The sequence below is a fragment of the Olivibacter sp. CPCC 100613 genome, assembly GCF_036959255.1.
Taxonomy (GTDB): domain Bacteria; phylum Bacteroidota; class Bacteroidia; order Sphingobacteriales; family Sphingobacteriaceae; genus Olivibacter.
In genome coordinates, this window is sequence record NZ_JAWMTI010000002.1 from 677,988 (window position 1) to 700,284 (window position 22,297).

Here is a 22,297-nt window from a genome sequence, read left to right on the forward strand (position 1 = left end):
CCTTAAGTTAAAAATTTAGAACTTACGTGTTTTAGTCTGGGTGTTGGGTACCTCAAAAGCGGACAAAACACAACGAAATCCAATATAAGAATGGGGTTCGTACTCCACCGAATAGTTCCGTGTCTCTGTATTCAACTGTTCGCCATTATCTTTCCAGGAACCGCCTCTAATTACTTTTCGTTTAAGTACATCGCTATCACTTGGATCGGCATCATATAAAAGCACCGGATTTAGATCATTGACAAAAACAGCGGCTGACGGGCTATAAGCATCCAAAGTCCACTCAGACACGTTTCCGGCCATATTGTATACACCAAAGGCATTCGGTGTATAAGACTTTACGGGTAGGGTAAACGTAGCTCCATCACGTGAATAATCTCCCTCTCCCTGTTTAAAGTTTACGGCTAGTTTTTGTTTTTCCTTCTTTTCTTTAAATGTCATATGATATCCTGCGATACTATCTTGAGGATTTAATTTTCCCGATGCAGCATATTGCCACTGGGCTTCCGTAGGCAAGCTCAAACTTAATTTATATCCTTTGAGATAAGAATGGTTTAATATCGTGGCAGCCATATCTTTGCCCCTCCAATCTGTAAAAGCCCGGGCCTGTTTCCATGTCACACCAACAACAGGATAGTAGTCAAATGAAGGATGAAAAAAATAATTTGCATCTAATGTTGTCATCTGCGAATTCGGAAAATCCTTGGACCAAATATCCTCAACAGGCATCACCGAAACAGACTCTGTAACATAGGATCTTTTTTGATTTTGTTTTGACTGCAAATAAGAAAAACTATATTTAATAAGTTCTGGATTCAGAGCCCGATCACCTCCGCGATTATTTATAATAGGAGCTATACGCTCTAAAATCAGGGGATCGTTGCTCTTCCATATAGGTGATATTTTGTTCACTGCTTTCCAATTGATGCGGCGTTGTCCAACTTGTTCTCCTGCGGCCTCCATAAAAAATTTATCATCCTTTAAATAGTCAGTTACCGCGATAGAATCTGCTACCCAGGTTACAAATGCCCGGTATTGCTTATTGGTTACTTCTGTCTGATCTATAAAAAAGGCACTGATGCTTACCGGTTTCCCTACATTACTACTACTGTCTAGGGATCCCTGAAAAAGGATTGTACCCGAAGGGATATAAACCATGCCAGGTGGGGCTATCAACCGATCGTCGCGAGTTGCCTGGACCTCAGGAGAATCATATAGGTATGACCTGGATCTGCAAGCCGAAAAACCAATTAAAACTGTCAAGGAAAGCAATATCAATAACTTGCTGTTCCGGATTTTTAATAAATTCATCATTTATCTTTTAAAATGTATACTATTAGTTAACTTAATTGCTCACATTGTGTACAACTGTAATCAACCGATCAACAACGCTGAGCAAGAAGGCTACGTCGCAGAACAGATTTTCAGATAGTTGTACTTTCTATCCTTCCTTGATAAGGACGATCAACAATGCGGATTGTCCCGCTTCTATTTTCACCTTTTAAAAATGTGTAAATCTATTCTGTACAACACTCGTTAATTGTGAGGTAGACACCCCTACTCCAATACCAGTCGAAGCACGTATTGTCTGGCGGTTTTGCCGAAAATTGACTCACCGTCACGCACTTTTTTTATGCGAAATTTTTCGGAACATTTCGCTCTTTCATCCGTCATTCCCAGTAGAAAGCTCAAAATAAAAATGCAACAACATGAAGCAAGGAAAAAAATGAAAAAGAATCCATATGTCGCACCACGGATTGCGGTAGAGCTTATCCCCACGGAGGAGGGTATCGCAACCGAATCAGCGATGGTAAGGCCCGTAAATGATATCGGAAATATCAAAACCGAATGGCAGGAAAGGACAGAAGCAACAATGCTTCAGCAGAATCTTTCAATACAAAGCTCGAAGCCTTCAGGAGCGTCTTTCGTGGCGTAAGGGACATAACGTTCTTCCTGTACAGAGTTATGAAACTGTATGCTTAAAAATGATTACCCCCCAAACTTTCGGTATGTTCCTGATTCCGCTTGATATCGAATAAAAAAGCACCTCCCTAAATGATTAATTTAGAGTCTTTTAGATAGACTTTGTTAGTCTTTCGGTCGGGGTGGTAGGATTACCTCGCTGTACTCGGTGATCCTGTTGGGGAAGATGACAGAAAAAAACCGCACTACGTGCGCTGCCCTTTGTTGTTTTACGTGCTCGCTCGAGTAAACTCGGCTCGCGCTAAAACAACAAAAGCCCTTGCTTTCGCAAGAGCTTTTTGTCTGTCGGGGTGGCAGGATTCGAACCTACGACCTCCACATCCCAAATGTGGCGCGATACCGGGCTACGCTACACCCCGAACTTTCCATTCAACAAGTGTATTCTTCTGTAAATGGAGTGCAAATATAGAATTTGTTTCCTAATAAATAAAATTTATTTAACAGTTTTTTTCAATCCCAATTGCAACAGTTCCCCGATTAGTTTACCTGTTCGTCTCAAATTCTCAAAAGTACATATTTTCAGTTCATCAAAAGGTGCAACATGATGGTTAATCGGAATCAATACATCAAAATAAGCAGCTAACCGCTCATCCACCGCTAATGGAATGGCCCCACCCACTCCAATGGTGGGTATTTGTAAGCTTTTCGCTCTATGCGCAACACCGAAAGGCCCTTTTCCATCCAAGGTTTGCAAATCGATCGAGCCCTCCCCGGTAATGAGCAAATTTGCTTTTTTAAGCTCCTCATCGAAACCGGTACTTTCCAGAAAGTAATCAATTCCATCCATGATCGCAGCGTCTACAACAGCCCATAAGCCTGCAGCGACCCCACCGGCGGCACCTCCCCCCGCTAGTTGCCCCGCATCTTTCCCTAGCTGGGTACTCCATACGCAATTCAAATGTTCTAAAAAGTCATCCAGCACCTCTACTTCGTCACTTGACGCCCCTTTTTGTGGCCCGAAGACAAAAGCGGCCCCCTTCTTTCCCAATAATCTATTTTTCACATCGGTTAAAACCGTGAACTGACAATACTTCATTCGTTCATCCAATCCCGACACGTCTATTTTATCAAGTTTTAAAAGCTGCTGTGGAAACACTTTTAAGGCATTTCCTTCTTTATCTAGAAATTCAACACCCAATGCACTCAACATTCCACAAGCACCATCTACGGTAGCGGAACCACCTAATCCTAAAACAACATGTTTTGCCCCTTGATCCAAGGCATCTTTTAGCATCCAACCCGTCCCTACACTGTTCGCCTGCATAGGATTCAATTCCTCAGTCGCCAACAATCGGATACCCGAAGCATCGGCCATTTCAATATAAGCGGTAGCCGTTTGCGGATCGTAACCGTACTTCCCTTTGATTGGTCGACCGAAAGGATCAACCGTATCCACCGCAATGGATTTCAACCCCAAGTGGCTAATTAATAATTCCACCGTACCGTCACCGCCATCCCCAATTGGAAAACAACAAAGTGAACAAGGTAAGCTGCTCTCTTTCAGACCTGCCGCCAATGCGGTAGCGACTTGATCGGCAGGAAGACTGTTCTTGAAGGCATTAGGTGCAATTAATATTTGCATAAATTTCTGTGTTTAACCCTTTAATCAATTCGAGGTGGCATCAATTTGTAGACCACAGGAGTTACGATCCGAGACAAGAGCGTTGAACTGATCAGTCCACCGATCATAACAATAGCCAAAGGCGAAATAAGCGGATTGCTTGACCATGCTATGGGCAGTAGACCACCAATAGCGGTTAAAGTTGTTAATATAATGGGCAAGAAACGGATTTCGCCGGCTTTCTCTATCGCCTCATTTAACGGCATCCCCTCCCGCCTAAGTTGATTTGTAAAATCGACCAATAAAATGGTGTTCTTAACTTCTATTCCCGCTAATGCAACAATACCAATGGTGGCTACAAATGAAAGCGTATTACCAGTCACCAACAAGGCAAGTACAGCGCCAACTATACCCAATGGTATCACCGAAAGTACGATAAGCGTACTTTTGAAAGTTTTAAATTCCAACACCAACACGGCAATGAACAGAAATACCGTAACCATGATGACAGTGCCAAAACCACCGAATGATTCTTGCCTGCTTTCCACTTCACCACCCATTTCATAATGATAACCGCCGGGTAACGCCATTCCATCCATCTTTTTGATCACTTCGTTGATGACTCGATCGTTTAGGTATCCTTTCTTAACAAACGCATTAACCGAAATTGTTCGTATCTTGTTAATATGATTTATGCTAACAGGCGACGATTCGAAGCCAATATCAGCTAATTGTTTGAGCGGTATAGCAGTTCCTTGCACATTATTCACATAAAGATTATTCAATACCGATAGATCGGGGTAAGCTGCTCTTGGTACGCTAAGACGTATACGATAATCATCATCGTCAGATGCAGGATTTGTATAGGTAGCTAAATCAATACCGGCTAATGCCATACGAACGGTTCTATCGATGGAAACACTTGGCACACCAAGGCTTAACGCTTTTTCTTTATTGATGGCTAAGCGAATATCTGTTTTATAATTTTTGACCGGGTTATTTACATAAATGGTGCCTTCTGTTTCTTTTAATAGTTGTTCAGCCCGCGCCGCCAATGATCGTAAAGTATCCAAATTCTCTCCAAACAAACGCACTTCAACAGGAGATATGATAGGCACACCTTGTTCAAAATCCTTTACCTCTACCTTGGCTCCGGGATAAGGGGTCCATTTTTTTCTTAAGCGTTCAATAATGGCGACCTTTTCATCTGATTTAACCTCATCTTTTAACTGCACAAAAATTTCAGAAAAATCCGTACGCTGATTTTGCTGCGCAACATTGTAATAAATACGCGGATTGCCTTTCCCCACATTCGCGGTATAATATTGCACTTGAGGTATTGTTTTTAATTCCTGTTCGATTTGCCTGGCAATACTGTCCGTATAAAAAATATTCGCCTGTTGAGGTGCAGAAATATCAATCAAAAATTGGGGCTTCTCGGAGGCGGGAAACAAACTGAAACCAACAACCGGAATCAGCCCCAATGATCCAACAAAAATAATAGCAGCCACCAGTATAGCCATCCATGGCTTTTTCAGCGCTTTATCCAGTAAAACAGCATAAGTTCCATGAATGATCCGCTGAAAAGTTCTTAATACAACATTTCCTTCAGGATTTTCATGCGCTTTTAACAAGCGACTGGAGAGAAAGGGCACCACCGTCAAGGCAATAATCATAGAAGCAATCACCGTGCTTATAACAGCTACCGGTAGACTCCGAATAAAATCACCGGATGCTTCAGGCATAAACATCAATGGCATAAAGGCAATGACCAAGGTTGCCGTACAACCTAAAACGGCCATCGCGATTTGACCCGTTCCTTTTATCGCGGCATCTAACTTGGAATGTCCTTCTCGGAGCCAGCGTTCAATATTTTCAACGACCACAATGCTATCGTCCACCAAAAGCCCTAGCGCTACCACAAAACCAACAATACTCAGCTGATTTAGACTGAACCCGAAAATGTGAAGTAATACCAAGCCAATGGAAAGGGAAAGGGGGATCGCTATCATGACCACCATGGAAGCCCTGTTCCCTAAAGGCAATAGCGTAATCAGCACCAGTGAGACTGCAATGAGGAAGTCAACACCTAAGCCGCTCAAGCGATGATTGACATTTTCAGCCTGATCGAAATGCAGCACCAAGTCCATATTTTTTGGTAAGCTTTGCTTAAATTTCTCAATAACCGGAAGATAGGCTTCCTGCGTTTTGCTTATATTTTCGCCCGATTTTTGAGCCGCATTAATTAGCAAGCAGCGGTAACCGTTCAAGCGTGTGATATGATCTTCTGGAGCAAAATCAGGATAAACTGCTGCCACATCCCTTAACAATACGTTTTTCCCTTCACTGCTAAACACAATGGTATTTCGGATTTCATCGATGCTTTGGTAGTTACCACTGGTTTTAATACTGAAAGATTTCCCGCCTCCCAAGACACTACCTCCCGGAATATTCGCGGCTTCACTCTGAACCGCCTCCATAACCGTGTTAAGCGGAATATGCATTTGCGCCAAACGATCAGGATGTACATCTATCCGAACTAGTTGTTCAGGCAAACCACTTACTTTCACCTCTTTTAACGAAGTAACCTTCTCCAACTCATCCTGTAAGTCCTCTGCCACTTTTTTCATGGCTTTTCGAGAAGCGTTTTGGGAAATAAGCGCCAACTGGACAACATTTACGCCGCTAGGTTCTACTTTTTGGATATCGATGTTATAAATATCTTGCGGCAGCTGTGGACGTAACACACCAATCTCACGTACCAGTTCCTGGTATTTGCTATCATAATCACTTTCAAATTTATACTCCACCGTTAATACGGCCAGCCCATTAGAAATAGTAGTTTTAATCCGCTTGATATCATCCAAACCATAGATCTTCGTTTCCAGTGGCTTAACCACCAACTCCTCCATATCTTTTGGACTCGTACCCGGATACACAACCACCACCGGAAACATGGGTGTTTGCATTTCAGGGTCTTCTGCTCTGGGCATGCTCAACATGGTGCTCACGCCTACAACCACTACCATGATAACCATGATCAAGGTAAACTGACTATTCTTTATTGCATATGATGAAAGATTCATTTTTTAGTTTTTAGCTTCAGCAGTCAGCTATTAGCTTTCCGCTACTTAACGAATTCCCTACTCACCCACTCCACTACTTAATGACTCAACGACTCGACTACTTAACAACGCTAATGGGTGATCCATTTGTTAAATAGGCACTTCCTGAAATAATGAGCGATCGGGCATCTTCCAATCCTTTCGACACCGACACCCTATTTTGTTGAATAGCATCTATTTCAACCTCAACCTGTTTGGCCGTCTTCCCGTCATTTGTCACAAAAACAAAAGCTTTCCCTGCATCCCCATCTAAAATGGCATCATAAGGTATCTGCCAATGCGATGCCCGTTCTTTCGTATATATAGTGGCTTGAGCAAACATCCCTGCACCGATCTTTTTATCATAATTTCCGGGAACCAGTTTCAGCATGATCGTAAACACCCCAGAAGCAGGATCGATTCCCTCGGATTTTTTATAAACCAAGGCCGAAACGTTACGACCAAGCACATCGGATGAAATGGTAGCGGAATCGCCAACAGCAATAGTCGCCCATTGTTGATCGCTCACACCTACTTTTAATTGCCAATCACTCCCACCCGTTCTATTCAGTTGAATCACCGGACTTCCCGGGCCTACAACCTGTCCGTCGTTCACAAAACGTTTCAGTACATAGCCCGCTGAAGCCGCTCTTATCTCGGTTTGATTTTGATTGTAATTAGCTGCACGCAACTGTTCTTGTGCAATTCGTAACGCTGTTTCCGCATTCTGTAATTGCTCCAATGTAGCAACACTATCGCGGAATAAGGCTTGTGCCCGTTGAAAATCGCGCTGCGCCTTTTCCTCAGACAGTTTAGCCTGACGAACGCTCGCGGCAATTTCCGTCGGATTCAACACCGCAAGCAACTGGCCGGTTCGTACAGCATCCCCCTCCTTTACGTACACTTTGCTGAGTACGCCGCCATTTTTAAAAGAAAGAACCGCCTCATTATCTGTAGTAAAAATGCCAGAAGTCTTTACCTGCTGTCCATTGGATTCTTGCGATAAGGTCAATAATTTTACCGGGATCGTATCTTCTTTGAAACCCGCTGCCGACTGGTCACTGGCGCTTTTACAGGAAGCAAAAGCAGCGAGTAACATTAATAGAGAACCAAATCTATTCATAATATTAATTTTTTAGTGGATAAGTGGCTGTTTCTCTCTCCAATTCAGCAGCAGCCAACAAAACGTTATATTTATTAACCAGGCTAGATAATTGGGCCGTGGTTAATTGATTTCTTGCGTCAATGGTCTCTATGTAGGTATTCGTACCTACTTTATATCCCTTCTCAATCAATCGCTGATAAGACGCGGCGGACTCCAATTGTTTTAAAGAAGATTGATAATTCTGCCATGCGGCAACCAGATTGTTTTTGGCGATTTGTGAACTCACCTCCAACTGCTGCTGCACGTGCGCACGGTTAAATGTTGCGTCTGCCAATTCCAACTGGGACTGCTTAATTTTGATACGGTTTCTATTACCGGTGTATATTGGTAAATCAAATTGTAAACCCACCATTAAATACCGTGATTGATTATTGAAACGCATTTGTTCTGCTTGTGATCCCAAATCTAAAAATCCGCTGATTTTCGGAATGGAAAATTTCTTGTTCATCTTAATAACATTCTCATTGATGGCGATGACTTCTTGAAGTGATTTCAATTCTTCACGCGACTGGATATCTGGAGCAGATTGAAGCAACACAGCTGCTTTCCCCAACGCATCATCCGCATTATAAACCGTATCGATAGCGGTTTCTCCATGCCTGTTAAGCAATGCGTTAAAATACAATCGGGCATTTATCTGCTGTTGTTCTGCTTGCGTAACCTGTGCCCTTACTTGCTCAATTTCACTGTTCGCACGGAGCACATAGGCGGGCAAGCCCTTACCACTTTCCAACAAACGCTCGTTAACCCGCTTCGACTCCTCTGCTAACTTCAACGCTGATTCATAAATTTTGACAGCTTGATGTGCGTTTAAAAAATTAAAATAAGCGGACTTTATGTTCTTTATCAACTCACGTTCGTAGGTTTGCACTTCAAACTCTTGTAAAGTAACTTGCTGTTCGTTAATCCGTTTATTGTAACCGATATCGGTATTAATGATAGGTACTGTTGTCCTAACACGTGCATCGTAATAATTTTTTGGCAGGAAATTAATGGATTCGTTTTCGAGCTGAGGGAAATTCTGTGAATTTGTCAGCTGATTCAAGGTTGTATAAACGGGGTTCATCAAATCACCCAAAGGCAACAATATATTCCGACCACCGGAAGCCGTACTATAGGTTGCCTGTAGCGCCACACTTGGTTGATACATACTTTTTGCTGCCTGAAGTGCCAACATTGCCTTATCCAACGAGATGTTTTTCTGCTTTAATACCAGGTTGTTATGCATACCTTCTTCAATATAAGCAGCTAAGGCACTTGTCTGCGCTCTCAATAAAGAGCAGCTGAGCAAAGAAAAAATTATTATAAACAGTGTTTTCATTATTAACAGTGTTCTTTAATAAATAAAAAATTTAACCCTTTATCTGTTCCAAAAATTTAATGTAGCTATCAAAAGCTGCATCAAGAATTTGCGCCCCATCCTTTAATTCAATCAATTGCTTTTCAACAACATGTGTTATATGCCCATGCATGTTAAGAGTAGATAAGCCATGTACGGTCGACCAAACCAGCAAGGAGAACATCTTGGTATCGTGCCCCTTAAAGTAGCCCGCCCGTTGACATTCCGCAATGGTGTAAACCAGAAAGTTAAATGCTTCCACCCCATCGTCCCACTGCTCAGCTTCAATACCGCAAACTTTCTGAAGATACTCTAAAGGCTCCTTCATGATAAACATAAGCTCATAAAATTCACGATTTTCTATAGAGAACTGCAGATAGGTTCGTCCCATCGCTTTCAAGCGCTCAAAGGGGTCATCTACATTAGTAAGGGCAGAAAATTTCGTACGCAACACCTTAAATCCTTCCTTCTGTAAGGTATAAATAATATCGTTTTTATCTTTATAATAAAGATAAATGGTAGTTGGACTAAACTCGATGGCCGATGCTATTTTCCGGATCGAAGTCGCTTCATAACCTTCCTTTAAGAATAATACTTTTGCAGCATCCAGAATACGCTGCCTCAAATCTTCTTTATGCCTCTCTTTGCGTTCTTTAATTCCCATTTTTCCAAATCAATCAAATAACACCGCAAACATAGTTAACACTGTTAATATTTACAAATATTTTTTAGCTTTTTTACTATTGGCCCGAAAACAGCACGGTTTATGGACCCATCGGCTGATTGTCACATTGGTTTCCCTGAATTACCGGTTGCTCGTTTTGAGTTACCCGGAAAGCTCTGGGCTATGCGCCAAGCGTTAAACTAGCACAGACATACATTATCACATTCGCTAATCATCACATCGGCTAATTAACGCATGCACTTGCTCCCTTACAATATTGTTACACCAATACACACATTATCAAAAACAAAAATTTTACCTTCGTTCATAAAAATCGGTCGACCCACAGGATCGGCAATCATCCAAATAAGCAACAAACATTTGGGCATCTATAAAATAGAATGATTTATTTTTAACTTAATGATTCAATTTGCCAAATTTCTACAACAATTAATTCAACACACATGAAGTACTATTTTCCTTTACTGTACTGCAGTTTGGCCTTCACTGCTTTTCAGGGCTGCTCGCAAGCTGAAAAGAGCAAAACGCTCAGTAATACTCCCGAAAAACTGATCGATCCAGCCAACATGGATACGACCTTTAAACCCGGGGACGATTTTTTTCATTATGCAAGTGGTATTTGGTTAAAAAACAACCCGGTTCCTGCAAAGGAAACACGCTGGGGCAGTTTCAATCAATTACGAGATTTTAACGCAAAAGCAGTTAAGAGTATTCTGGAAGAGGTATCGAGCAAAAAAGAGGCAGCAACAGGCAGCGTAGAGCAACGCGTGGGTGACTTTTTTTCGAGTGCTATGGATAGCGTCGGGATCGATTCTGCCGATAAGGATCCGATTAAAGATGATTTTGCGCGTATTAATGGTATAAAGGATATCAACGGAGTGGTAAAGGAAATTGCCTTCCAGAGAACAGCCGGCATAGGCTCTCCCCTTTATAATTTTTACATTGATCAGGACGAAAAAAATACGGCAGCCAACATCGCTCAGTTCGGGCAAGGTGGACTTACTTTACCGGATCGTGACTACTATTTGGTCAATAATACCCGAAACCGCGACATTAAGCAGGCTTACGAGACTTATGTTCAGCAATTATTTACGTTGGCCGGCACCAGTGATACGGAAACCGTTAAAAAGTTTGAGCAAATATGGGATGTGGAAACTGCGCTCGCTAAAGCACAGTGGAGCCGTGAGGATATGCGCGACCCTTACAGAACGTATAACAAACTTACCTTAGCCGACTTGAAGAAGAAGGCTGGTGAGCTCAATTGGGAAGAGACTTTTAGCACACTAAAAATGAACGATGTCGATAGTGTGATCGTTAACAATCCTTCCTTTTTTGTAGAAGCTGCTAAGTTACTTACAAGTAAATCCGTTGAAGAATGGAAAACGTATTTACAATGGAATATGCTCAAAACCGCAGCGCCTTATTTAAGTACACCATTCGTTAATGCCAATTTTGCTTTCACGCAAGCGCTGACGGGTCAAAAGGAAATGACGCCGCGCTGGCAACGTAGCTTTGAGGTAATCGATCGTTCGATCGGCGATTTGTTAGGCCAGTTATATGTGGCCAAATATTTCAAGCCGGAAGCAAAAAAACGGATGGTGGAACTGGTAAAGAACTTATCTGAAACTTATGAGGAACGGATCAAGACCTTGGATTGGATGAGTGAAACGACCAAGAAAAAGGCCATTGAAAAACTCCATGCTTTTACACCAAAAATCGGTTATCCTGATAAGTGGGAGACCTATGATGGTCTTGAAATAAAGAAAGATGATTATTTTGGAAACATCCGTCGTGCCAAGATCTGGAATTATAACGACATGGTGAGTCAACTTGGCAAACCAGTAGATAGGACCCGCTGGGGTATGACCCCTCCGACAGTCAACGCTTATTATAATCCCGCAAATAACGAGATTGCCTTCCCTGCGGGTATTTTGCAATTTCCATTCTTCGATTTCGCTGCGGACGACGCCGTCAATTACGGTGGAATCGGTGCAGTAATTGGTCATGAAATGACACATGGCTTCGATGATCAGGGAAGACAATATGCTGCAGATGGTAATTTAAAAGATTGGTGGACAAAAGAGGATGCGGACAATTTCAAGGCTTTAGCCAATAAGGTAGTAGAACAATATAATGGCTACACCGTGCTCGACACCTTACACGTCAAAGGTAAGCTCACGTTAGGTGAGAATTTAGCTGATTTAGGTGGCTTGGCAATGGCTTATGCAGCGTTTAAAAAGACCCCTCAAGGGCAATCGGATGAAAAAATTGACGGACTCACGCCCGATCAACGGTTCTTTTTATCCTGGGCTCAAGTATGGCGAATGAATACGACACCTGAAACCGCAGCCCAGTTGATTTTGGTTGATCCACATGCACCCGCAACTGCACGAACAATCGGTCCATTGGTCAATATGGATAGTTGGTATAAGGCTTTTAATATAAAAGAAGGCGACAAGCTCTATAAACCGGATAACGAACGAGTTCGCGTATGGTAGAAATGGAGATATAAGGTATAGGGTAATCTCCCCTATACCTTATCTAAATCTGAGCCCCCATGAACCCTTAGCTTTTCTATCTCAGTAAGCGCCAAAAATGGGTTCTTTTAAACGGCAAATAGGATGATATCCACTAAAATCAGTTCCCGGAGATACATAAGCTTCTCTTATCGGTTCTTCTTTAACCAGATCTGTACTCAAGTATTTCTTGTTGTCGTCGCATAACAAGGTAACTACAACCGCATCTTTGCCTAATTCCTCCTTTAACTTGATGGCCCCAATCACATTCGCGCCGGAAGATATCCCAACCGCCAAACCTAGCTGTTGAGCTAATTTTTGGGCCATCAAAATCGCATCCCCATCATTCGCCTGAACAACCTTGTCTAATTGATCGAGTTGAACAATGGCCGGTATGAATTCGTCTGATATTCCTTGTATTCGATGCGACCCCACCTTATATCCAGTTGAAAGTGTAGGGCTTTCCGCAGGTTCCAATGGGTGAATTTTTACCTGTGGACACACGCTGCGCAGAAAGCTTCCAACGCCCATAACCGTTCCTCCGGTACCTACACCGGCAACAAATGCGTCCGGTTGCAGACCTTTGCTTTTCAATTGTTCCCAAATTTCACGTCCGGTTGTCCGTTCGTGTGCTTCGCAGTTATAACGGTTTTCGAATTGTCGAGGTAAGAACACATTTCCTTTAGCAGCCATTTGTTCACTACGTTTAATACTCCCTAAAAAGCCCCCCTCCTCTTTGCTTACCAAAACAATTTCGGCTCCCATACTTTTTATAATATCAATACGCTCCCGACTAAGCCAATTCGGCATAATAATCTTAACTGGGTGCCCCAATGCCTTAGCTATGGCTGAAAAAGCAATGCCGGTATTACCACTCGTCGCTTCAATAATGGTATCCGTTGGTTTTAGTTGGCATCCCAAATAAGCTTGATACATAATATACAGGGCCATTCGATCTTTAATGCTTCCGGTTAGGTTATAATGCTCACATTTGACATAAATCTTACTGGCTTTTCCCTGGTAGCTATAGTGCAATTCCAACATCGGCGTATTACCTACTAAATGCCATAAATGCTTGAATCGGCTGTCCAATTCGGGAGAAAGACAGGCGCTTAACACTTCTTCTTTTGTAATAAAATTCATTGTATTAAATTATAGGTTAAGAAAAGAACACCTTTCAGAAAATTCTAGATAGACTTAGTAGACAAAGGGTTATTTTTTTTAGCGGAGTGTTTATATAGACCGAACGCTCCTCAGGTTGTGGTTTGTAGCGACAAAGATAGACTTTTTTTAAAATAAATGCGAACGCGAGGAATACTACATTAACCTGTGTAGGCAAGTCTTAACTTCTTTGTCTATAAAAATAACAAAACGGTCTACACAAATAAGAGGGTGGGTAGCAATGTGCTGTTCAGGCATTGCATAAAAGAAACTATTTACTTACATTCATTTTGATTTGTTAAATGACCAGATGTTGACAAATTTAACTGCTAGACAAATACATATAGGCCTTCATATCCTCATTTGGAGTGCGTTACTTTTTTTGCCTTATCTTATTGGCTCACCGGAGAGCAATTACCAAATTGGCGCGATTCCCGGATTGTTATTTACATTAACCGGTATCATTCATATTGTCATATTCTATGGAAATGCCTATTTCCTCTATCCCAAACTATTTAACAAACGAAGCTGGTGGCTTTATGTTGCGAGCAGCTTTTTACTACTCTTATTTTCGTTTCGACTAAAGTACTGGTTACTTTTAACGTATTTTTCTCAGATTCCGCATGATCCCTTTGTTTTTAGATTGCTTTTTACCCCTTCCATTGCTGTTTTTATCGTGAGTCTGATTTATCGTGCTGTACTGAACAGAATTCAAGCAGAGCGATTGCAGAAGGAGCGGCTTGCCGTTCAGCTAGAAGCAGAACTGAAATTTCTCCGCGCGCAAATCAGCCCGCATTTTATCTTCAATGTGTTGACAAACATGGTGTCTCTTGCACGAAAAAAATCAGATAAATTGGAAGAATCGCTCATCATGCTTTCGGGAATGATGCGGTATATGCTTTATGACACACAGGGTAAAAAAATCGCGTTAAGTAAAGAAATTGATTATTTAAAAAACTATATCCAACTACAAACACTGAGATTTGGACAAGAGCTAACGATCAATAGTGAGTTGGAATGGCAAGAAGTAGAACAAGAATACGTTATTGAACCAATGCTGCTTATCCCCTTTGTCGAAAATGCCTTTAAACATGGTGTAAGCTATTTAGAAGCTCCACAAATTCATATTCGGTTGAAGGTGCAAGCGGATCAACTCTTTTTTGAAGTTCAGAATCGATATCAACCCCATGAGCAAAAAAGGCCTGAAAAGTCGGGTGGCATCGGACTTGAAAATATAAAGCAGCGTTTAGCTCTCTTATATCAAGGAAATTATAGCTTGGAAACCGATGAAAATGACCACGTATTCACGATACGACTTAAATTGAAATTGACATGATACGATGTTTGATTGTAGATGATGAATTATTGGTGCGTGAACTGATGGAAGACAATATCAGGCAGGTGCCCTTTTTAACGCTCATAAAATCGTGCAGGAATGCGATCGAAGCGGCAACAATTATACATCAAGAACACATTGATTTAATCTTCTTAGATATTCAAATGCCGAAACTAAGTGGTTTGGAATTCCTTCAGACACTCAACACCCCCCCATTAATTATATTGGTAACGGCCTATGAACAATATGCACTTGAGGGGTTCAACTTACAGGTTGTTGATTATCTTTTAAAGCCTTTTGGCTTCAATCGCTTCTTACAGGCTTGCAATCGCGCACAGGAACTGTTTAGCGCGCAGAACAATTTACGATCAAAAAAGAATAGGCCTGACCATTTTTTTGTAAATGTAGAGTATACGCTGGTTAAAATTGTGATTGAAGAAATAACCTATGTGGAAGGGTTAAAAGACTATATCAAAATTTATTTATCCTCATCCGCCAAACCCATATTGACACGGATGACCATGAAATCCATTGAAGAGCGCCTATCTTCATTTTCCTTTATACGGACCCATCGATCCTACCTTGTAGCGTCAGACAAAATCACAACCATTAAACGCGATTTTGTTTGTATTCATGACAAGGAAATTCCGGTAGGCGAATCATTCAAGGAACGTGTCAATGAATTATTAAATGCACGTGGTAGCTGAATCCAGACCCTTCGTCTACACATTTAAGTCGCTGGTCTACAGATCAAAAAACACTGATTTTCCTTTATTAATTTTAAACAAAAAAGGCAGAAAACACTTGTTGAAAGGGGAATTCGACAAGAGGCCTGAATGAGTTTAATTTAAATTACGTATTATGTTAGTTTTCATCGGAATTCGGATACTTTTTGTAGTCTCTATGATTTTTATAATCGGTTATATCTTTGGTGGCTTCGCCAATAAACCGGTATTGGCCACCATTTCAAAAGTTGCGGCAATCCTTGTGATTTTTCTTTTCATTGCAGCTAATATCTTTGCTTTTCAATGGCGATCAAATCGACACTTTGAGAAACATGCACGTCACTGCGACCAAGTAGAATATAAACAAGATAAAACGCGCTAATGGCCGGGTAATTCCTTTTGCATAAAATACCGTTTGCAGATCGCTTGCAAATGGTATTTTATGCAAAAGACTCATTTATCAATGTTTCTGTTCAATCCGTTCGCTTACTTCTCGCCAATCAAAAATATGGAACGTTCGGTTGGTGCTCATGGCCACCAAAAAGCCTGCCGGAAATTGAGTCCCTAAACTTACTGAGGTAGCATCCGCCCCATCAGTCTCCATTGCGCTAACGGGAATTTCCGCCAATAATGGATAACTGTTCGGATTCCCTTCCGCCCCTTCACGCGGGTAAACCATGAAGGTGTGTGATCCTTGATTAGAAACAAGGATATAACCCGTTTCCTGACCGGTTTTGTAGATTGCAATTCCTTCATGATCCTTTGAAAAACCGGTTTCCCCGAAAAGTGCCAGTTCTTCATTGTTATTAGCATCCGGATCTGCTATATATTTCCTAAGCCCTGTTTGCTCATCCGAATAGTAGATATACCCTAATTCATTGTCAACTGCAATAGCTTCTATTTCCTTTTTACCACTATACTTGCCAAACTTACGGACCGTTTTACCTGTGATATGTCCCTTTCCATTATCTATTAATTGGTACTGCCACAGGTAGCCTTCGGCGGGTCCGGATTTTCTACCGACTATCGCAAATATTTCCCGGTCACTTGGTCGTGTATATAAGGCAATACCCATGGGAGCACGTTCTGCCTCTCCAACAAACACGTCAATGCCCCCATCGTCCACAGGGACCAAATCGGGTAATGCAAAAATTCTGATTTTATCCCTTTCGCGCTCCGTAACAACCGCAATATCTATTTTCTTTCCATTCAATGAAAAATCATAAGCAATATCAACATTATTCGGTCTTTTAATATTGTCAACTCTTTTCACGATTTTACCGTGCAGGTCAAAAGCATAAAGTGCCCCATCACTGTCTTTATCCGTTCCAATAATGAGGCTGTTTTCGGCATTTTTCCGATCAATCCAGATGGCAGGATCATCGCTATCGTGTTTCACAGTTTCCGTGATAACCGTTGCTTGCAACGTATCGGCCAGGTGATTAGTTTGTTGAACTGCTTCATCATCCTTTTTATTGTTAGCGGATTGACAGCCAAAAGCCAACGTGGCAATGATAAGGGCTAAAACTAAAGGTGTTTTATTTCTTTTATCCATTATTCCTTTTTCTCACAAAAATGTCCTTATTGACCGAAATAAACCAATTTTTTAGCGTTACAAATAGTGAACATAATTAAAAATTAAGGCAACAATTTGCAACATACCTATCAAGTTTGTAATAAGCTTACCCTTTCTTTTCTATTAAAATAGTATTTATTGTGCTTTCACCATGTATTAACAAAGGTTTAGCAAGGTTTTACCTTTATTAACCCTTTGTTAACTCTTTATTAACCCTCTACTAAACCTCTGTTAATTCTTTACTAATAATAAAGTTGGTATAACCTAAGCCAGTAAAAGCTGCAAATTAAGAGTTGGTAAGATAAGGCTATATGGCTTGCAAAAAGGCAGTCAGACTTTTCCCCGGTTCAATACCCAATTTTTTACGAAGGCGGTATCTGGAAACGCGAAGACTATCGGTAGAAATACCTAATAACGCAGCCATGTCCGGGGTGTTCATATTAAGCTTAATTAAAGAAACAAGACGTAGATCAGCGGCCGATAAATCTGGATTAATTTGTTGAAGATGTAGAAAAAAATCCTGATTAATTTCTTCAAATACTCGCCTAAAATCACCCCAACTCGCTTCTTTATGAAAACTTTGGTTGATTTTATTTAGGAGTTGTCTCAGTTCCTTTTTATAACTTCTACTATCATTTCGAATGATCTCCGTTAATGCTAGCTTCATCTCCTCCAACAATTTGTTTTTCTCAATTGCTTGAAGTGTATGAGATGTAATTTCTTTTGCTTTACTTTCGATTTCGGTCTGCAATTGTTCTTCACGAAGCTTTTTATTTTGCAACTCCACTTCCATTAGACGTTGGTTTGCCACCGATAAAACCGCCTCCTGATCGCGCAGCCGCCTTTCATTACGAATCTTCTGCCGTTGATTCTTGATCACTATGATGAATAGAAGAACAAGCAGACAAGCGATGATACCAAGTGTTGCATAGATAATGATTGCTGTCCTGCGCTCCTTTGCCAATTGTGCGATACGCGCGTCTTTACGGTCGATATCATATAATACTTTAAGCAAGGCTGCTTGATTTTTACTATCCTCATTATAGGTTTCTATGTAAAGCTGTCTACTGAGTTCTAAATAATGAAAGGCACTATCTGCATGTTGCAGAAAGCTAAATGTTTTCCCAAGATCTCTGTAAGCACTGCTCAATCTACTAAGGGCTTTGTTTTCTTTCGACAATTTTTCGGCCTGTCTGGTATAATTCAGGGCAACCTTATAATTCCCTGTTTTCCTATGAATATCACCAATATTATTATAGGCATCAATTAACATAGGTGTATTACCATTCACTTTAAATCGCTCCAAAGCACGTGAAAAATACCGAAAAGCGTCCTCATACCTTTCCTTATCCTCATAAATACTCCCTATATTTTCATTGATCAGTGCAATGCCATCCAGATCATTTATTTTTTCAAGGGTCTCCATGGCTTTCCCCTGAAAGTAAAAAGCACTATCATAATCACTGCATTTTTCATAAAGGTGTCCGAGATTGCCATAAGTAGATCCTTGACCTTTCAGGTTACCGGATCGTTGATAAATGCTTAATGCCTGAAAATAGACCCGTTTTGCATCATCCCGTTGATTATTTAGCAGCAAAAGCATACCCAGGTCATTAAGGTTATTCGCCCGCTCATTTCTTGGTCCACGTTCCAGTAATTTTTCCGCTTGCAGATGATAGTTTAATGATTGGGCAAATAGACCTGTATTATAACATATTTGTCCCATCTTTTGCAAAGACAAGGCTTGTTTAAGCTTATCACCTAACCTTTCAGCCAGCAGATGACGTTCATTTTCGATGATTAATAGGGAATCGGAGGGTCTGATATCATACATTTCCAAGCGTCCCCTAATATCTTGAATAGCAAAAGAAACCTGTGCCATCAAAAAACATGGGCACGATAATATCCAAGCAAATACAAAGAAGCAGACACGGAAATGTACCATAGCACAAAAATAAGGGCTTGGTGTTAACTTATTGTTAATTAACACCTAATAAAGAGGTTCATGCTTCCCTTCACTTTGACAAAGAAGGCCGTCTCTTTAAGACGGCCTTTTATTATTATTATTATTTCTTACAGGTCAAATTTAATACCTAAGTTATAACGAGGTTTATAAAATTCATTTTGCATTGGTCTGTTACTAGCACCCCAATAATAGCGTAAAGATTGATTCGTTAGGTTATTGGCTTCGACGAACACACGCATATACTTTCCAAATCGATAAGAAGCATTTGCATCCAAAAAGAACTGACTATCGTAATAAAAATCGCTAAACGCATCTGATCCTATTTCATCGATGTAAGCAGCTGTATAATTGGCTGATACACGCGCGGAAAAGCGTTTATTTTCCCATGACAACGAACCATTCAACATGTGCGGTGCCGTTTGTGGCAAGGTCATATTACCTCGCGGATTTCCTTCCGCATCGGCGATACCCTTAGAGCGCGATTTTGTATAGGTATAATTCGCATAAATGCCAAAACCTTTCAAAAATTTGCCAGGCAGAAAATCCAATTGACGTTGTATAGCCACTTCGAACCCATAAACGTCTACATTATCGCCGTTACGGTCTTGCACAAAACGCCAAGTTTCTCCTTCAGGAATTAAATTGCTTGCGTCCGGGAAATCGCGTGCAAATTCTTCTGCCGTATAATTTCTATTGCTGTATTTATAAATGAAGTTCTTCAGGTTTTTATAGTAAATACCTCCCGACAAAATCCCCACGGATTTAAAATATTTCTCAGCCATCAAATCGAAATTCCAAGCATAAGTAGCTTTAAGATCTGGATTACCTGCGGCTACCTGACCATCATCCACAATCGACTGCACATAAGGTGCGATCGAATAATAGTTTGGTCTAGCAAGTCCGGTCGTAACCGCGGCCCGCAAAATCAGATCTTCCCGGGGTACATATTTCAAGGTTAGTCCCGGCAAAATATTGGTATAGCTGTTCTCTACTGACCGCGTACCTGCTAATTCTTCCTCATCCGCTACAACGTTACCTGTATAATCGATATTAGTATGTTCTACTCTGGCACCCAAAATCATCGAGAGCCTACTATTGAAATCTTGATCCCAACGAAGATAAGCAGCCGTGATTCGCTCCTTGGCACGATAATTTACGGCTAAAAATTCATCCGGTTTTGCTTCTTGCTCGAATTGAGAGGCATCTGTTAAATTAAGACTGCCCAATAAGTGCTTATCGGCAAATAAACCGGGGGCATATTGGTTACCAGGTTCGAAGACACCTGTCCAATTAACCGTCTGCACCCCTCCTAATGTATTGTACTGATCGCTAAGAGGCCCATATTCAAAGAATTCATTTCTTCGTTCCTTCTCTTTCAACCGTAAACGCCCACCAAAACGCAAGCGGCCTTTTTGGCCGTCGACCAAGGAAAAGGGAACACGGAAATTAAGTTTAGCTCCCAGTTCGCTTTCATCGGTATAATCATTGTTCTCACTGATTGCATCCAATTGGCTCAGTTCTGCATTCGGTCGATCAAAAACCAAATCTATCGGTCGATCGTTAGATGATGGTACTTGCTGGATTAATAAATCTTCTTCACTTTCATATTCGTAGTTTATGTACCGCTCATGAGGACGATCTTCACTGGCTTTTGCGTAACTTACCGCCCAGTCCATATCAAGTGAGGTTCCAAATAAGTGATTACCCCCTAATGAATAATTTTGTACCCGTTGATCCTCCAATCGCGCATAATCGACGCGGTTATTACCAATTCCTCCCTTTGTTTCCCTTGAAATCTTATCCAGCTTAAAACCGCCGGCCACCCCCAGATCTTCATCGGCTAATTCAATATCTGTTCGAACGCGGTAACGATTTTCCCAATCATCCCGCCAGTTATACATGGCGTTGGCGAATAAACTATGATTATCGTTAATTTTATAATCAAAAGCACCCGCGATACTTCTTCGAACACGTTGTACATTATATCGCCGAATGTCTTCGCGAGATAACCAGGCATTTCCGTCCTTATCCTGCGACCATTCACCTTCAACGCCTTCCGAACCTAATTGATTGTTATTATAAGAGCCGCTTAGCACCATGCCGAATTTATTCGCTGCAAAACGATTTCCGTAAACAAAAGCGCCGGTATAAATAGGTGTATGATGTAAAGGATTGTAACCACCTGCTAAGGTAGCCGATATTCGCTGTCCGTTTGGTGAAGCCCTGGTGATCAGATTGACTGAACCGCCAATTGCATCGGCATCCATATCGGGTGTCAAGGTTTTATTCACTTCAATCGTCGAAATCATATCGGAAGGAATTAAATCCATTTGTACCCTTCTGTTATCACCCTCTGCAGATGGGATTCGATCACCATTTAGCGTAACCGAATTTAGTTCCGGCGATAAGCCGCGTACGATGATATTACGTGCCTCGCCTTGATCGTTCTGCATCGTGATACCGGGAACACGCCGCAAGGCATCGCCGATATTTGCATCGGGAAATCTTCCGACTTGATCAGAGGAAATGATATTGGTAATATTTGATTTACTTTTTTGCTGATTGAGGGCCCTTGCCTGCCCCCGAAGTCGGTCTCCCATGATCACGACCTCATCCATCGTAACAGAACCATCTTCCAACATAAAATTAACGACCGTATTTTCCCCTGCAGCAACTTGGACCTGTTGTTTCGCCGTTTGATAGCCCATATAAATTACTTCCATTTCATACGATCCCGCCGGCACATTTAAAAATTCATAATCTCCATTTTGGCCCGAAATGGTATAACGATTTCCCGCATTGAGGCGCACAGTGGCCCCTGGTAGCGACGCCTTCGTGAGCGACTCTTGTACTTTCCCGGAAATTACACCATGCCGTTGCGCGAAGGCGATGAAGGATAAGCTCAAGAGCAAACAGCTTGTAAAAAGTTTTTTCATTTTTTGATGGTTTAGTATTTTACGTTAAGACTTTACAGGTTGATATTAATCCCCATTTGTTCACATCACAAAGTTGAAGAACATCGACTTCTCGATGAAAGAGCGATCGTTACAAAATATATACCCACCTTTTTCAAGTGTTAACAGCAAGGCAGCAAAAGGTTAAGAACAAAGCACAAAAACCTAATTATCAATTAGTTACAAATAAACAAAACAACCATTAAGTTTATGTTAAATAGGTGTT

Annotated in this window: 15 protein-coding genes and 1 tRNA gene; 5 read left to right on the plus strand and 11 right to left on the minus strand. The window is 41.3% G+C overall.

The window, feature by feature from the left end; all coding sequences use genetic code 11:
• Positions 1–15 precede the first annotated feature (15 nt).
• Positions 16–1,314: a type IX secretion system lipoprotein PorK/GldK gene (gene porK / locus RYH73_RS09330; protein WP_335313150.1), complete on the minus strand. Its 1,299-nt coding sequence runs from the start codon at positions 1,312–1,314 to the stop codon at positions 16–18.
• A gap of 412 nt (positions 1,315–1,726) precedes the next feature.
• On the opposite strand from porK, the gene RYH73_RS26670 reads away from it, so the two are divergent.
• Positions 1,727–1,936: a hypothetical protein gene (locus RYH73_RS26670; protein ID WP_442946067.1), complete on the plus strand. Its 210-nt coding sequence runs from the start codon at positions 1,727–1,729 to the stop codon at positions 1,934–1,936.
• A 332-nt stretch (positions 1,937–2,268) separates the two neighbouring features.
• Here the strand turns inward: RYH73_RS26670 and RYH73_RS09340 are convergent.
• The 6 genes from RYH73_RS09340 to RYH73_RS09365 all read right to left on the minus strand — a co-directional run bounded on the left by RYH73_RS09340 (position 2,269) and on the right by RYH73_RS09365 (position 9,816).
• Positions 2,269–2,342 (minus strand) — tRNA-Pro (locus RYH73_RS09340).
• A gap of 74 nt (positions 2,343–2,416) precedes the next feature.
• Positions 2,417–3,565, minus strand: a complete 1,149-nt coding sequence (locus RYH73_RS09345; protein ID WP_335313151.1) for a glycerate kinase family protein — start codon at positions 3,563–3,565, stop codon at positions 2,417–2,419.
• A gap of 20 nt (positions 3,566–3,585) precedes the next feature.
• On the minus strand, positions 3,586–6,630 hold the full coding sequence (locus RYH73_RS09350) for an efflux RND transporter permease subunit (RefSeq protein WP_335313152.1): 3,045 nt from the start codon (positions 6,628–6,630) through the stop codon (positions 3,586–3,588).
• 97 nt (positions 6,631–6,727) lie between these two features.
• The gene (locus RYH73_RS09355; RefSeq protein ID WP_335313153.1) at positions 6,728–7,771 is read right to left on the minus strand and encodes an efflux RND transporter periplasmic adaptor subunit; all 1,044 of its coding nucleotides are present in this window, start codon (positions 7,769–7,771) and stop codon (positions 6,728–6,730) included.
• Positions 7,772–7,775: 4 nt separating this feature from the next.
• Complete coding sequence (locus RYH73_RS09360; RefSeq protein ID WP_335313154.1) at positions 7,776–9,134, minus strand: TolC family protein; 1,359 nt, start codon at positions 9,132–9,134, stop codon at positions 7,776–7,778.
• Positions 9,135–9,165: 31 nt separating this feature from the next.
• Positions 9,166–9,816, minus strand: coding sequence for a TetR/AcrR family transcriptional regulator (locus tag RYH73_RS09365; RefSeq protein ID WP_335313155.1), 651 nt, complete (start codon positions 9,814–9,816; stop codon positions 9,166–9,168).
• A 464-nt stretch (positions 9,817–10,280) separates the two neighbouring features.
• Here RYH73_RS09365 and RYH73_RS09370 point away from each other — a divergent pair, with 464 nt between their 5' ends.
• Positions 10,281–12,335: a M13 family metallopeptidase gene (locus tag RYH73_RS09370; RefSeq protein WP_335313156.1), complete on the plus strand. Its 2,055-nt coding sequence runs from the start codon at positions 10,281–10,283 to the stop codon at positions 12,333–12,335.
• Positions 12,336–12,416: 81 nt separating this feature from the next.
• On the opposite strand, the gene RYH73_RS09375 is transcribed toward RYH73_RS09370, so the two are convergent.
• A complete protein-coding gene (locus tag RYH73_RS09375; RefSeq protein WP_335313157.1) occupies positions 12,417–13,496 on the minus strand; it encodes a PLP-dependent cysteine synthase family protein in 1,080 nt (359 codons plus the stop codon).
• A gap of 328 nt (positions 13,497–13,824) precedes the next feature.
• Here RYH73_RS09375 and RYH73_RS09380 point away from each other — a divergent pair, with 328 nt between their 5' ends.
• The 3 genes from RYH73_RS09380 to RYH73_RS09390 all read left to right on the plus strand — a co-directional run bounded on the left by RYH73_RS09380 (position 13,825) and on the right by RYH73_RS09390 (position 15,957).
• The gene (locus tag RYH73_RS09380) at positions 13,825–14,850 is read left to right on the plus strand and encodes a sensor histidine kinase (RefSeq protein WP_335313158.1); all 1,026 of its coding nucleotides are present in this window, start codon (positions 13,825–13,827) and stop codon (positions 14,848–14,850) included.
• Positions 14,847–15,557: a LytR/AlgR family response regulator transcription factor gene (locus RYH73_RS09385; protein ID WP_335313159.1), complete on the plus strand. Its 711-nt coding sequence runs from the start codon at positions 14,847–14,849 to the stop codon at positions 15,555–15,557. The genes RYH73_RS09380 and RYH73_RS09385 overlap by 4 nt, the downstream gene beginning before the upstream one ends.
• A gap of 154 nt (positions 15,558–15,711) precedes the next feature.
• Complete coding sequence (locus tag RYH73_RS09390) at positions 15,712–15,957, plus strand: hypothetical protein (RefSeq protein WP_335313160.1); 246 nt, start codon at positions 15,712–15,714, stop codon at positions 15,955–15,957.
• 78 nt (positions 15,958–16,035) lie between these two features.
• Here the strand turns inward: RYH73_RS09390 and RYH73_RS09395 are convergent, their stop codons facing one another.
• The 3 genes from RYH73_RS09395 to RYH73_RS09405 form a co-directional block, all read right to left on the minus strand.
• Positions 16,036–17,130 (minus strand): phytase, encoded by a 1,095-nt coding sequence (locus RYH73_RS09395; RefSeq protein ID WP_335313161.1) that lies wholly within the window; start codon positions 17,128–17,130, stop codon positions 16,036–16,038.
• Between the two features lie 328 nt (positions 17,131–17,458).
• A complete protein-coding gene (locus tag RYH73_RS09400; protein WP_335313162.1) occupies positions 17,459–19,033 on the minus strand; it encodes a tetratricopeptide repeat protein in 1,575 nt (524 codons plus the stop codon).
• Between the two features lie 191 nt (positions 19,034–19,224).
• Positions 19,225–22,053: a TonB-dependent receptor gene (locus RYH73_RS09405; RefSeq protein ID WP_335313163.1), complete on the minus strand. Its 2,829-nt coding sequence runs from the start codon at positions 22,051–22,053 to the stop codon at positions 19,225–19,227.
• Positions 22,054–22,297: the final 244 nt, after the last annotated feature.